This is a genomic window from Pseudomonas sp. PSPC2-3 (genome assembly GCF_049898265.1).
GTDB lineage: Bacteria > Pseudomonadota > Gammaproteobacteria > Pseudomonadales > Pseudomonadaceae > Aquipseudomonas > Aquipseudomonas veronii.
Genome location: NZ_JAFCXJ010000003.1, coordinates 491,287 through 506,344 on the forward strand (window position 1 = coordinate 491,287; position 15,058 = coordinate 506,344).

Annotated in this window: 4 protein-coding genes; 1 reads left to right on the forward strand and 3 read right to left on the reverse strand. The window is 63.2% G+C overall.

All coding sequences use genetic code 11. The features are described 5' to 3' along the window. Positions 1-6: 6 nt before the first annotated feature. Positions 7-5,208: a hypothetical protein gene (locus ACP7E3_RS09660; protein ID WP_426122961.1), complete on the reverse strand. Its 5,202-nt coding sequence runs from the start codon at positions 5,206-5,208 to the stop codon at positions 7-9. A gap of 481 nt (positions 5,209-5,689) precedes the next feature. On the opposite strand from ACP7E3_RS09660, the gene ACP7E3_RS09665 reads away from it, so the two are divergent. Continuing rightward, positions 5,690-7,108 (forward strand): amino acid permease, encoded by a 1,419-nt coding sequence (locus ACP7E3_RS09665; protein WP_017844578.1) that lies wholly within the window; start codon positions 5,690-5,692, stop codon positions 7,106-7,108. Positions 7,109-7,153: 45 nt separating this feature from the next. Here ACP7E3_RS09665 and ACP7E3_RS09670 read toward each other — a convergent pair whose 3' ends face one another. Further along, complete coding sequence (locus tag ACP7E3_RS09670; RefSeq protein ID WP_426122963.1) at positions 7,154-13,675, reverse strand: NEL-type E3 ubiquitin ligase domain-containing protein; 6,522 nt, start codon at positions 13,673-13,675, stop codon at positions 7,154-7,156. Between the two features lie 62 nt (positions 13,676-13,737). Then, positions 13,738-14,886 (reverse strand): OpgC family protein, encoded by a 1,149-nt coding sequence (locus tag ACP7E3_RS09675; protein ID WP_426122965.1) that lies wholly within the window; start codon positions 14,884-14,886, stop codon positions 13,738-13,740. Between the last annotated feature and the right edge of the window lie 172 nt (positions 14,887-15,058).

Sequence of the window (15,058 nt, forward strand, 5' to 3'; positions counted from 1 at the left end):
GTCGGCTCACGGCTGCGGGCGTTTCACGCCATTGCGCAGCAGCGCCAGCCAGTTGCGGTCGTTGGCCTGGCCCCAGCGGTAGGTGCCGCGATCGTTGAAAAACACCGAAATGTCTTCCAGGTACCACATGTGCATTTTGACGTTGAGTTGACGCACATAGTCGCTTGCCGGGCAGACGATGGCTGCCCAGGGGTCGCATATCCACAGGCCGACCCAGCCCGCTTCGCTGAAGTCCAGGGTCGAGCCCAGCGTCGCCGGCGGGTTCCCCACCACCACAAACGCGTGGGCGGGCGGGCTGGTGCCCCAGACGCGCGCGGCGCCGCCGTTGAACCTGATCAGTTCGCTCGCCACGTGGGCCATCTGGTCGCAATTGCCTGCACCGGTCTTGAGGATCACTTCGGTGTAGTTGGGCTGGCCCGCCCGGCTGTACTGCCACATCACCAGCGGTTCGGCGATGGCCAGCCGTTCCAGCTCGTCGACCCCCGTGCCCACGATGTTGGCCGAGCCGATCCCGGTGCTTTTGACCAACGCCACGGTGCTGGCCTGGGCCTTGCTGGCCAGGTATTGATTGAGGGTCTGGCCAGGCTGGGCGAGGTAGGGCGGCCAGGTGTCGAGTTTCAAGGGTGTGACGGCCACGCTCATGCCCAGGCGCTGCCCCTGATCGCTGGCGTTGAGCAACAACTCGCGCTGCTTGATAACCCGCAGGCCGCGTGACTGCTCGAGTAGGCGCTTGAGTTTGGCCGCACCGAAGCCGCGCCTGGCCAGTTGTTGGCTCAGTACCTCCAGGGTGGGCAGTGTGACCAACGGGCGGTTATGCACAAACCCGGCGGCGCTCAAGTAGTCGAGCTTGCGCTGGCTGAATGCGCGGATCAGCTGTTCGGGTTCACCGCCGAGGTTGAAGTCCAGGCGGTTGAACAGCATCGCCGGAGCGGGGGCGATGGCGATGCCTTCGTAAAAGACCCCGGCGTCGGCCTCCACGATAATCCGCGTGCCTCCCGCCGGGGTCAGTTCGATCGCCATGGCACGCAGGGTTCGGCTGTCATCGGTGCCCACTGTCAGCCCGGTCAGCTCGACCACGCGCGTGTCGCGGTTGAGTTGATTGTCCAACTGATTGTTGGGCAGGCCGAATTGCGCTTCGTTGGCGATGAGCCGACCGGTGAGCTGGGGCTTGTAGGTCAGCGGCGCGGTCCTGGCCACTGGCGTCAGTTCAAAGCTGGTGCCTTGGGGCATCGCTTCGTACAGCCGGCGGTTGTGAACCAGCTTGCGCGGGTCAGGGCCGACGGCGGGGGCGGGGATCAGGCGCAGGTGCTCGATGGCCTGGGCGCGGCGTTGCTGGATCGAGGCGTTGAACGCGGTGAGTTTTTTGGTGAAGCAGATCAGTGGGATCGGGCTGCGTTTGCTGCGCGCCGCACCGCACAGGCTGTCGAAGCCTTCGGCGGCCTTGAAGTAGGCGGGCGAGGCCAGGTCGTCCAGGTGGGTCGGCGCCTGGTGCTCCAGGCGGAACAGGTTGTCGCCGTCGAGCAGGTCAGTGGCGTCGCGACGCGCAATCAGCAGCGGCTGGGTGGCGAACAGCCGTTCGCTGACCAGCACCTGCTGCCCGCGGGCGTTTTGCATCGGCGCCACGCCAAGGGCGCTGTCCAGGCGAAAGGTGTGGCTCGGCGGCCCATAGGGTTTGCCGGTGAACGGGTGGCACGGGTACCAGTGTTTTTTGTGCAGCAGCGCATTGATCCGCAGCAGGTCGCTGCCGCGCAGCAGCGTGCCGCTGCCGAGGTCGGCTCCGGCGAGCAGCCGGGGGTAGTCGAGCAGGAACCGGTCGGCGGTGCGACGTTGAACCTGTTCGATAGCCGTGTGGAGGATTTTCCGCGCGCCGCCGCTCAGCCGGATCACCCCGCTGCGAGCCAGCCTGAACAGGCCCGGAAGGCCGTCCAGCGGGTTCAGCGCGGTGTTGAGGAAGGCGCCGCTCAAACGGGCCAATTGCAGCAGTTTGATCGGCAACGGCGCGGTTTTTTTCAACACCGCCAGGGACGCCGTGAGAAAGCGCTGGGTGGGGAACAGCAGCGCCAACAGGTCGATAAAGCAGGTGTAGCCGCCGTCGATGACACGGCGGGTGTCGCCGGAACCGAGGTCCTCGGCGCAGGACCAGAACGGCACGAGGGCTTTGAGGCGTGTCCACAATCGATCCCAGCGCTGTTGCATCTGCTCGCGCTGCGTGGTCCCCCGGGCTTGCAGGTGCAAGGCGTCGACTTCGAGGAAGAAGTGCTCGCGCACGATGGCTTGGGCAATGGCGCGGTTGAGCGTCGAACCGTAGGTCAACGCCGTCGTCGTCGGCGGTTGGGCGGGGGGCGGGCTGGATGACCACAGCGTCTGCACAATGACCTTGGCGCGCACCCCCGGCCGTGGCGGGCGCCCGTTGGCATAGGCGTCCCAGTCCAGCGGCAGTTCATCGCCCATCAGCAGTTGGGTGACCGGGCGGGTGGCGTGGGGAGTGCCGGTGGCCACCGACATCAGCGTGCCGCCCTCGTGGAATGCCAGCGGTGCGCCGCGGCGTTTGTCGACGCGGTTCAACAGCGGGAACAGCTCGTATTCCTGCACCGCGCTGGGCGATGTGCCGCGCAGGATCACGCCCATTCGGGCGCTGCGCGCCAACGCTTCCTCCGGGCTCAGCAGGGCGAGGTCTTTGCCGGGTTCTTTTTTCAGCACCAACAGCTGCAAGTCGGCCTGTTGCAGGTGGTGTCGGTCGGCCAGCGGCAGTTGCGCCAGCAGGTCTTCGATCAGGCTGCTGTAGGCCTGCTTCAGGCGTTCGATGTAGGCCGCGAACGCGCTGTCGAAGCGTTGATGGATGTTGCCCAGGCGCCCGAACGATGGGCGTAGTTGTGCCAGGTCCAGTTGGGGCTCGGTGGACTGCCAGCGGCTGTCGCCCAGTTGGCCATCCATGTGCAACTCCACCAGACTGTGCAGGCTGTAGTTCCGGCGCTCGTGATGGTGCATCGGGAAGCGCAGGCTGCCGCCGGCGAGCGGCGGGACGGGGCGCCACAGGCAGGCTTTGTCCAGCAGCGTCTGGTTGGGGAATAGGTTTTTCAGGTCGGCCAGGGCAATGCTGCGGCGGGTCGGTGGCGCGTCGGCAAAGGTGATCAGGGCTGCCTTCAAGGCGTGCAGGCGTTGGCTGAGGCGCAGCTTCAGCGCGTCGATTTCATGCGCGAGGTAGGCGGTGTTGTCGCGTTCGGGCAGTTCGCCCACGGTGATGGCCCAGTCGAGCAGGGTGCGGGTGGCGAGGTATTCGCGCCACTGTTGTTGCTGGCCGGTCGTGGCGGGCATGGATGCCAGGGCGAGCATGTCGTGGTAGCTCAGCTGGCGCGGTGAGCCGGGCGCCATGGCCTGCGCGATCAAGACCCCTTGCTTGAAACTCATCCAGGCGATCGAGCTGCGAAAGCGCATCGTCGCGGGCAGCCCGCGCACCAGAAACTCCGGCGCGGCGCCGGCCAGCAACAGGTGGGCGGCGAGAGGCGCAGCGCGGGTGGAGACCTTGCAGGTTCGCACCAAATGCAGTTCCAGGTCTTGGCGCACTTCACCATGTGGCTTGCCCGCGTGGGCGCTCAGCTCGAAACCGGCGATGGGAGCGCCTGCTTCGCCGGCTCCAGGGTCGAGGTCGAGGATCAGGGCGCTCAACACCAACAGGTCGAGGCTGGTCTGGCTGGCGGCTTCGTCCGGGTGCTGGCCGTACCAGTGCAGCGCCGTCACCAGTTGTTGGCCCAACTGCCGCGCCGGTCCGCGCCGCAGCAGTTGTTTGAGCAAGTGGTCGGCCTGGGCGCGGATCGCGTCAGCACTCAGGTCGCCCAGCAGTGTGCCGCACAAGCGGTCAAGCAGGCGTGGGTGGCCATCGGGCAGGCCGTGATTGGCGGTGGCGAGAACGCTGTGGCGCTGTTCGCTGAGCAGTCGTACCGGCGAGTGGGGTGTGGCGCTCAACAGCCCATGATAGTCGCCGAACTCGGGGCGGCGGGGCAGGTTCATCTCCAGGGTTTGCAGGGTGTCCTGGGCTTCGTCGACGCTGGTCGGTGGCGCAAGATCATGCTGTTGCAGCAGTTGCTGGAGGGTGAAGGGGCCGCAGATGGGGTGCGGGACAACGGCGGGATGGTGCGGCGCGCCGGAGTCCGGTGCGGGGTGCAACGTCACGCTGGCCGTGTCGATCACGTGGTCGTTGGGCGGGGCTTGGATCAGGCCTTTCAAGCACTCGGCCATGACGTCGCGGTCATGGTCCTGAGCCAGCCACTGCTGGTGCTGCATCAGGGCGAGATCGGCGTTGGCCAGGTCGCTGACCGGCAGCGTGGTCAACGCCGTCGACTGGCGCAGCGTGTCGATCAGTACGCGGGCTTCGGCGGGTGTGTCGGGCACCGGCAGATCATGGCAATTGAGCAGTTGGGCGAGGCTGAACTGGCCGCTCTGGTGGACAAAGCTCCCCAACTGCTCGGCGACTTCGACCAGGTGTTCGAGCTGGCCGTCCAGGGGCAGCGCCAGCAGTTGTTCGATGCCGATATCCACCAGCCCGCCCCAGGCTTTTTTGCCGCTGAGCCGGCGTGTGGCGGGATCGAACATATACGTGCCGGGTTGCAGGCCGTCGACCGCTTCCAGCGCCAGGAACGACGGGTTGCGGGTGATGGCGTCGAGTAACGCGGCGCCGGTTTGCTGGGCGGTGGCCCAGAACGAACCGGAGTCGAGTTTGAAATAGCTCCTGTAGCAGGAAAACAGGCTGAAATCGTCGTCGTCGAGCAGGGCTTGCAGTTGGTCGGCGATCTGTTGCCGGTCTTGATTCAACCGCTTCAACCCGTCATCCAGCCCCGCCTTGGGCTCGGCGAAACTGTTCGATTGATCGAGCGCCTGGGAGATCACCCTGCGCTCGCCGCGATGCTCGGGGTAGGGATAGCCATAGAAATTCAGCACCGATTGCGCCGGCAGTTCGAGCGGCGCGGTTTCGAGCGGCACGTCCAGGCCGGCCAGGTCCACCGGCAGGCGCGTGGCCCAGGCCCGCAGGTGTGGGCGGCTGAGTGCGCGGCGGTATACCTGCAGCCAGCAGCCCAGGGTGGAGTGCTCGGGCACGATCACTGTGGTGGAGTCGCCGTTTGTCAGGTGATTGAACAACGCGCTGATCAATTGGCCATCGGCGGCCAGGCGTCGTGCCCGGCCTTGTTGGAGTACGTCGAGGGTGGTCGGCATGGGGAGATCCTTTCGCTGGGATTGCCGTCCTGGCAATCGAAGCACCCCATGGTGAAGGGGCGGCCCGGCGGCGGGTATGGCGATGCTTCCCGTTCGGCCGTGGCCGGCTTCCGCGTTGTCCGCCCGATGGGCTGAAAGTATTGAAGCAGAGCCTTCGGCTGGGTATATACGGCCTAGGTAGGGGCATGACGCTGCACCAAAGCTGTGCAATACTCGGCGCGCGTCAAACGGAGAAAATCCTTACGCTATCCAGGTAATGCCCCTCCACAAAAGCCGCTTTTACCGCGAGTTCTCGCTGAATCTTGCCGTTTATTAAGTGAAAAACCCTGGGTTGAGCTTTTTATACTGCACCCCCGCTGAACTGGCCATGGCCAGACGGGTTGGCCCATGAGGCGAACCCGGTGTGAGGCGTCCTGGCAGACCTGCTGCGACGTCGAGTACTCGGTGGCTTAATCCAATAACAAGACGAGGTTGTACCCCTATGCCAGTTGGCAACCACCTGCCTCATGGCGAGACCGCTCAGGGCGGCCCGCTGAAACGTGAACTGGGCGAACGGCATATTCGCCTGATGGCCCTCGGCGCCTGCATCGGTGTCGGCCTGTTCCTTGGCTCGGCCAAGGCCATTGAAATGGCCGGCCCGGCGATCATGCTCTCTTACATCATTGGCGGCCTGGCGATCCTGGTGATCATGCGCGCGCTTGGCGAAATGGCGGTCCACAACCCCGTCGCCGGCTCGTTCAGTCGCTATGCCCAGGATTACCTCGGCCCGTTGGCGGGCTTTCTCACTGGTTGGAACTACTGGTTCCTGTGGCTGGTGACCTGCGTCGCGGAAATCACCGCCGTGGCCGTGTACATGGGCGTCTGGTTCCCCGATGTGCCGCGCTGGATCTGGGCCCTGGCGGCCTTGATCAGCATGGGCACGATCAACCTGATCGCGGTCAAGGCGTTCGGTGAGTTCGAGTTCTGGTTCGCCCTGATCAAGATCGTCACCATCATCGCCATGGTCATCGGCGGCGTCGGCATCATCGCGTTCGGTTTCGGCAATGACGGCGTGGCGCTGGGGATTTCCAACCTGTGGGCCCACGGCGGCTTCATGCCCAACGGTGTGCAGGGTGTGTTGATGTCCCTGCAAATGGTGATGTTCGCCTATCTGGGCGTGGAAATGATCGGCCTCACCGCCGGTGAAGCGAAGAACCCGCAGAAGACCATCCCGAATGCCATCGGCTCGGTGTTCTGGCGCATTCTGTTGTTCTACGTCGGCGCATTGTTCGTGATTCTGTCGATCTACCCGTGGAATGAAATCGGCACCCAGGGCAGCCCGTTCGTGATGACCTTCGAGCGTCTGGGCATCAAGACCGCCGCCGGCATCATCAACTTCGTGGTGATCACCGCTGCATTGTCGTCCTGCAACGGCGGCATCTTCAGCACCGGGCGCATGCTCTACAGCCTGGCGCAGAACGGCCAGGCCCCCGCGACCTTCGGCACCACCTCGCGCAACGGCGTACCGCGCAATGCGTTGCTGCTGTCGATCGCTGCGTTGCTGCTGGGCGTGCTGCTCAACTACCTGGTGCCGGAGAAAGTCTTCGTCTGGGTCACCTCGATTGCCACCTTCGGCGCGATCTGGACCTGGGTGATGATCCTGCTGGCGCAGCTCAAGTTCCGTAAGAGCCTGAGCCCGGCGGAACAGGCGGGCCTCAAGTACCGCATGTGGCTGTACCCGGTCAGTTCCTACCTGGCATTGGCGTTCCTGGTGCTGGTGGTGGGCCTGATGGCGTACTTCCCGGACACCCGCGTCGCGCTGTATGTCGGCCCGGTATTCCTGGTGCTGCTGACGGTGCTGTTCTACACGTTCAAATTGCAACCGACCCAGGTTGCCCAAGGCGTCGCGCGCTCGGCGTAACGCTTGCTCAAGACGGCCTGTGGCGCACAGGCCGCCTTGATGCGCTCAGTCGCGCGGCAACGCGTGAAGGGCGGCGTCCGTCAACTGGCCGATGAGGCGGTTGCGCTCGGCGGTCTGCGTGTCGATCAGCGCTTGCAGGCGGTCGAGGTGTTCATCGGAGTGTTTGTCCGGCAGCTCCTTTTGCAAGAGCCCGATCTTGTAGCGGGTCACTTCCTTGATCGTCAAGAAGGGCGCGGGAAAGCGTCGTTCCAGGTAGTCGAGCCAGAAGTCGCAGGTTTTGTATGCGTTCACCAGCCCAGGGGAATCCTTCAACCCGCGCAGCATTTGACGCGCCTGTTGGACATCGTTGTCGACCACGCCGTACCCCTCCACTGAATACAACATTTGGTCCGCCTGGACCGGCAGGTTGAATTCCTCGCGCAACATCACCCGATAGAACAGGGTGATTTCGGCGGGGTCCGGCGAACGCCCTTGCGCGGTCAAGCGGCTGATGTGATCGTCGGCGAACTGGTCGAGCTGCTCCAGGTAATACACTTGTTTGGCCAGGCCGAGCAGTTCGCGGTCGATGCGGTTTTCGTCGTATCGAGCGAGGGTCTGATGCACTCGGTGCATGAGCTCCATGTTGTTGAACAGCAGTATGGCGCCGTCGCCACAGGTGCCCGCCGCATGGGTGTTGAGGAACACTTTTTCGCGCAGCTCGGTGGAGTTGCTCAGGCCATCGAGCAGGTTCCAGACCCGGAATGTCAGTTTTTTACGTGCATTTCCAGCGATGGTGTACTCCAGAGACTTGGTCAAGTCCGCCAACACTCTGAAGACATCATCGGGACGGGCGCCTTCATGGCTTGACAGACCGTTCCACAGTTCTCTGGCGCTGTCGTGTTTAAAGGGTTTCAGGTGGACCAGCCAAGGCAAAATGCCGCGTTCGGCGGGCGGCGTGTGGGCGATGCCGGGGAGGGAGCCCCCTACGGCCATGCCAATGTCGACTTGGTATTGCCTAATGCGCTGCAAGGTTTGGGGCGACAGCGGATTGTCATGCAGGAACGTCGAACGATTTCGGATGATGGCTCTGGGGTGGGTAAACACGCGCTCGGGAATGCTGGAGATCTGGTTTTCCTGCAAGTACAGGGTGTTCAGATTCGCGTGATCTGCGGCGCCGATCGGCCATTGTTGGGTATGGGTTGCTCTTAAATCCAAGGTCGAGAGTTGGCTCATTCGCGTGACGTCGAGCGTGATCCCCAGGGGGTTGTAACCCAGGTTGAGGTTTTCCAGGTTGACCATGGCGGCGAGGCGTGCGGCGGACTCCTCGGTTAAAACCAGCGCGTTGCCTTCCAGGTTCAGGCGAGTGAGTTGCGTCATCTGAGTGATGGCGCTCGGTAGCTCGCTCAACTGGCAGTCGATTTGCAGGGCCCGTAAGCCTGGGAAGAGCGCGAGGAATGCATGGCCCGAGGCGGGGAAGCTGTCCCCGGCGATACTCAGGTGCTCGATGTGCTCGAAGCCCCTGAACCCGTTGATAAAGGCCGCCGTGGGCAGATCGATGGTGTCCAGTTGCAATGTCAATGACTCCGCATGAAACAACCCATCGATGTAGACCTGTGGCGGCTCATCCCGTCGCCAGGCCCTGCGCAGTGTGTTGGCGATATGGCGACGACGGCCCAGATGGAGGCCCAGTGGGTCGGTTTCGTCGTTGTCGGTGTCACGAGGGGTGTCGCTCCAGCGGGTCAGTTCAATGTCCAGGAAGCTGTATTCGGCCTGGCGTCGGTCAAGCTCGATCAGGGCGGCCGGCTCATCCAGGTTGAGCCAGCGGATGAAGGCGCGGGCGGTGTCATTGTCGAACCGGGGGTAGAGTTCCTGGACCCTGCTCACCAGGTCCGGCGCGCGATTACCGCCGAATGGCCACAGCCAGTTCCAGACGGGGTACACCAGAAATGAGCGATCCAGGCCCATCGGCGGTTGCAGCCAGGGTTGCAGGTGCGGCAGGTCCAGCAGGCTTTTTATCGCCACGCGCTGGGACAGCGCCAGCTTGGCGATCTGCTCCTGAAGTGGCGCGAGGTCGTCTTCATGTGTGATTCCCAGCGTGCTCCGTTCGGTGTCGGTCAACGTCTGGATGATGGCTGACAGCAGGTTGCTGCCGCTGCCGGCGGGCGTGGCGAGAGGCGCTCCTTGTGAGTCGTAGGCGTGGTAGACCTGGTGTTGCTTGACCAGCACTTTTTGGCGCGTCCCGGCCGGGTTGCCGGCGGCTTCGATGCTGGAGCCGCTGAAGTGTCGGTCGCGGACTTCGATGCGCAGGTCGCTGGGCCAGCCGGGCACGGTGTTGAGCAGGTGCAGGATGATCCGGTCGCTGTCCGGGTTGATCAGGTTGTCCAGGTACAAGCCCTCGAAGGCGCGGTTCAGACGCACCTCGTGGGCGGTCAGTCGGGCTGTTTCGCCGAGGCGCAGGCTCACCTTGCCGTGCTCGTGCAGTTGCTTGAGTTCGCGGGGCGTTGCGTGGCCGAGGATGCTGTCGACGGTGTTGTTGGGTAAGTCGGCATGTGCGGCCTTGAAGCGTTCGCGCGCGACGTTGGGGCTGCGGTGCTCGCTCTCTTGGTAGAGCGAATTGAACAGATGGTTGGTTTCTTTCTCGGCGAACTCGACGATTTTTTTCACCAGTTTGAACAAGCGCTCTTCAGCGGAGCTGGGCAATTCGCCCAACAAGGCATTGATCAGCGTGTCGTAGCCGGTGAGTTGGTTCAGCAGGCGGGCGTCCCTGTAGTCTTGCTCGGTCACGAGGATTGTTTCAGCGTTCGGGCCCGCACTGGCCGGGTATTGATAGCGCACCTCGTTCCCGGGGCCGACGATCTGCAGTCTGTGGTTGTCCGGCCATCCCGGCAACGCGGAGATCACCAGCAATTGCAGGGCCGGCTCGGCTTCCTGGGTGTTGGGGTTCACCCGCAGTGCGTTGATGAAGTGTTGAATCTGTTGCTCGATCTTGAAGCGTTTGCAGGTGTCGGCCAACAACGGCGGCACCGGGTGGGTGGCACGGTGTACCTGGCGCAGCACGTGGTCCGGGGTGTCGGTCAGGGCGAGGATTTGACTGGCCCGTTCCTGTGTAAACGCGTAGTCCTCGTGCCCCAGGCGGTGGAATAGCTGGTGGGTGTCCCAGGTCATCGGGTTCTCGCTGGCCAGACGCCAGGTGCCCTGGCCGTTGTGCTCCAGGAGCGGGGTGTCGACACCGATTTTTTTCGGGTGCTTGAGCCGCCATTTGAACAGCGTTTTATCGAAGACGATGCGGAACAGGCTGCCGAACAGCGGCAGGTATTCGTTGCCCTCAATCATGAAGATCCCGTCGGTCCTGGGTTTGAGGCCTGGTGACAGCATTAGGTTGTGTTGGTAGGGCACCAGCGAGCCATTGACCAGGCTGACGTGACCTTGGGGGTTGCGTCGGGCGCTCATGTTGTCCCCCAGGGTTTTGCGCAGGCCCTTGGCGTCGGTGACACTGCTCATGCCCAGTTGTTGACGTTCGTGGGGGTGGAGCACCGAGGCGATGGCCAGGTAGAAGCTGTCTTGGGCGGGTGAGACGGGGATTTCACTGTCGTTGCGGATGTCATAGGCCTGGTAGCGACCGCCGGGGTGCAAGCGCAGGTTGACGGTGAGGTCGTCCGCACCGCTGGGCACGAAGGTCTCGCCCTGGCTGACATCCGTGACCACGAAGGGACGCTTGAGGGTGTCGCGGATCAGCGCGCCAGCAAATTCCCGGGCCCAGAGGTCGGTGTCGGCATTGAAGTCGCGGGGGTTGTACAAGCTGTCGATCACCGCGTCGATGCGCAACGCGGTACGTTGGCGATCGAGTGTTTCAACGAACGCTACCGGCAGGGTGCCACCGCTCAGAAACGCCTCTTGCTGGCGTGCTGTCAGCGGGTGCTCGGCGAGTAATCGCGCAAGGTTGGCGGCGGTCAGGGGCGGGTTCAGGTCGCGCAGTTTTTTCAACAAGGGCGTGACGGTAATCAAGGCCGGTGACACCTTGACCGGCAGAAACCGTCTTGCCGCCGGTGCGGCGGCGAGTTCCGCTTTTTCGTAGCCCCAGTAATCGAACAGCGCCGAAAACAGCGCGTGGCGCTCGAGGCTTGCCAATGCGCCAACCTGTTGGCGTACGCTGCTGACGCGCGCGTCCTCGGAGGCGTTGGGTTGGTCCTCTTTACCCAGGGCCGAGTCGCGTGGTTGCTGGCGGATGATCAGTTGAAGCAGGTGCTCGTTGCCCTCGGGGCCGCTGCCCGCGTCGTTGAGGTCTGTGTAGCTGCCATCCTCGCGGCGCTTGAGGTTGATGGCATGGGCACGTGGGGGTGGTTGCTCGGTTTTGCCGTAGGTCTCGATCCGCGTGCCTTGTGCATCGTGGATATGCAGCAGGGTGTCGGTCGGCCAGCCGTTGAGTTGGGTCAGCAGGCAGAAGACCGTGCTGTCGGCATGCGCCGGCAGTTGGCCGGGTTGGGGGAACCGCTCGATGATTTGCTGGATGACCTGATCGACCTGCAGTCGCCGGGCGCCTTCGATCAGGTTCAACGGTGCCGGCTGGGCGCGCCACACGCGGTCCAGCGTATCGCGAGTGGTGGCGGTGCTGCGTAGCATGTGTTCAAGGTCGGCCGACGGGATCGTCGACGCCCCGTTGGGCAGCATGCGTTGCAGCAACTCCGGGTTGGACAGGAGATGGGCATTGTGCAGATCGAAGGTCCAGGCCTGGAGCTCTGGGGCGAATATGATCGCTGGGGTGTAGCCGTCTTTACCGCGTGTGAGTACATAGCGTTTGTGCGCGTCGTCGAATTTGACTTCGATCAGCACGTCCATCTCGCCCTGGCGCAGTTTGGCGTAGAGGTGACCCTCGACCGTGTAAATGCCCAACGCGTTGGGCGTGATACCGTTGACCAGGCGCTGGTTGTCGTGGGCATACGGTTGGGCGTCGGCTTTCCAGAGCCCATGACTGCCGTCGGCGCGCGTGATTTTGTACGGGTTGCCGAGTTTTTCCAGATACGCGTGCATGCGTTGGCGATGGGCCCTTCCGGCGGTTGAGATCAGCTTGCCGCTGACGGCCAGGTCGGTGACATCGGCCAGCGCCGAGGCAAATCCGCTGGCTTCGCCCTTGGCCAGCTCATTCACGCCCTGGGCGGCGCTGTAGGTCAGGCTGCCCATGACCGCGAGTTGCATGACCCGGTTCATGCCGGTGACGCCGCCGGGCAATGGCGTAAGCAGCATCTGCAGCACTTCACCGGCAATCGCCGCCGCCGCATCTTTGAGGGCTTGCCAGTCTTTTTCCGAGCGGGTTTGCGCCAGTGTGTCGAGGTCTGACTGAAAGCGCTGGATCTGGCGATAGGCACACGCCTGCACCAGGGTGATTGCGCGCCCGGATTTGATGTCGGTGTTGAAGCGGATGTTGTCCAGGGTCTTTGTTGAGAAGGCCAGGTGAAAACCGTCGTACACATAAGCGCCTAACCAACTGAACCCCTTCAGATGCGGCGCTTTGTTGATCAGTGATCTGAACACCGACAGCCCGATCAAGGGCAATTGCCGGGAGAACCAGCCCAAGTCTTTTTTCGCGTGGCTGTCAGTGAGTTGTGTGCGAAACGCGTACTCGGCGGCCTGGGTATCGTCGTGGTATTGCAACGCCCCGCCGGGACGGAAAGGGAAGTAGGACAACACGCCCAGGCTGGCCACGCGAATCAGCATTAAGGGCACGGGGATGCAACTGTCCCAGGGGACGAAGGGCACGGAGATCAGGGGGGTGATACCGGAGCTCAGGTTCAGCGTGTCGAACGGCAATTGTGCACCAGTGCCTTCGATGGCGGCGTTGAGTCGCGTGTAGATCTCCAGGGTGACGCCGGTAGTGGCACGGTTGCGGTAGGCTTCGATTACGTCGAACAGCAGGCTGGCCTTGGCCGACGCCTCGAACAATGGGCGCAACGGCCCGCCCGGCGCCATGGCGGTACGGGCTTTGTCGCGCAACTGAGCGCCCAGGTCCAGCGTGCGGGCGGCTTCGATGAAGGCCAGTGCGCCCAGGCTTCTGTCGTTGTCCGGCCCCACGATATAGCTGGCTTCCACCAGGCTGAAACCCGAGTCCCCGTGAATGGAGTGGGTGAAACCGTAGTTCAGGCAGGCCGCTTCCCACAGCGACATGTGCTTGAGATGTTCAATGTAATGGAAGTCGTAATGGGCCCGACGATAGCGTGCGGCGGGCAGGGGCACGGTATTGAGCGGAAGGAGCGGCTGCGGCGGGTCCCAGGGGAAGCCCTGCTCCCGTTTCTCTTTGTAGCGGGTGAACAGGGTGTATTGCTCGGGATCGCGCCCGCCGATTTTTTCCCGCAGTTGCGCAAGGCCTTGAGTCTTGAAGTCGCGGGTCAGCGCTTGCTGGGCGTGTTCCAGAGCGGTCAAGGCGCTCAATGCTTCGCGTTGCAACCTGACGTAGCGGGCTTTTTCCTGTGGGTTCAAGCTGCTCATGGCTTGAATCACGTTGTTCTGAATCTGCTCAAGGGCTTGTTGCCGTGACCAGGAACTGCTGGACTGCAAGTTGCCTGATAACCCGTTGAGTCGTTGATAAGTTGACATCAGCCATACCCTTTCACGATAAGTGGAAGGGCATGGAAGCACCGTCGCGAAAACGGCCGGGGCTATCTATTTAATGATGACGTGGGCAGTGAGCGACGCGCTTGCAACCTGCTGTCCAGGCGTTTATTGAATTCCAGCCAGGTCGCCAGAGCGCCCATCAACACCGCGCCTGCCAACGCGCTGAATAGCTGCATGGCCAACGCGTCGCCGGCCAGGGCGTTGAGCATGTCCGCCAGCGGTGCGAGCAGCACGCCGAGACAGAACACCTCCAGGGAATAGCGGCCCATGCGGCAACTCTGTTGCGCCAGCCAATGGCGGGTCCAGCCGGCATGGGGCAAGAGCTTGGCGGTGACATAAGCCAGCGCCAGGAAGTGCACCAGGCGCACCGGCGACAGGTCGGTCTTGCTGATGGGGTACAGCCGTTCGCTGAGCCACGCGGGCATCAGCGCGTCATGCACCTCGGGCCAGCGCCAGGCCAGCGTGATGATCGCGGCCAGCAGCGAGTAGCCCGCCGCCGCCACAAACAGCGGCTGACGCAGCAGCGCGCGGCGCTCTGCCGGGCGTGGTTGGCAGGCATGAATCGCCGCCGCGCCGCCGAGCACAAACAGCAACTGCCAGGTGACGGGGTTGAAGTACCACACGCCATCGGCAATCGCCCGCAGGTTCCAGCCCATCCACGGCGCCAGCAGGTACACGCTCAACGACACGGCCACCACCGCCCAGGTCTGGCGCAGCAGCAACGGCAGCACCAGCGGCAACCCGCCGAGCAGCACGATGTACAGCGGCAGCGGGTCCATCAGGTTGGGCTTGAAGCGCAACAGCAATTCATCGGTGAGCGCCTGCTGCGGGTGGGTGACGAAGTGCGTCAGGCCCATCTCTTCGACCAGGTCGCGGGTTTCCACATGGCTGTTGGCGAAGAACACGATGCCCATCAGCATCGCCAGCAAAAAGATATGCACCACATACAGCACCCAGGCGCGCCGCAGGATTTTCAGCGAGGCGATCCAGTAGCCGTCGCGTTGCAGGACGTTGCCGTAGGCCAAAACGGCGGCGTAACCGGCGAGGAACACAAACACCTCTGCCGCATCGCTGAAACCGATGTTGCGCAGGGTGATCTGGCCGAGGGGGTTGTGGGGGACGTGATCCCAGAAAATGAAGATCAACGCCAGGCCCCGAAAAAAATCGATGCGCGGGTCGCGTCCGTTCAGCATGGCAGCGGGCTCTTGTACGAAAGGTTTAGTAATGACTGGCGCGCGCGGCTGTTGTCTTACGCCGCACGTCGAGCGGGCGCAGGTTGGCGGTATTTGTAAGCGATTGCAAAGGCTGGGTATTACTGAATGTCTCAATGGCGCGGGGGGCTACCTGTTAATTCTGACAGTAGAC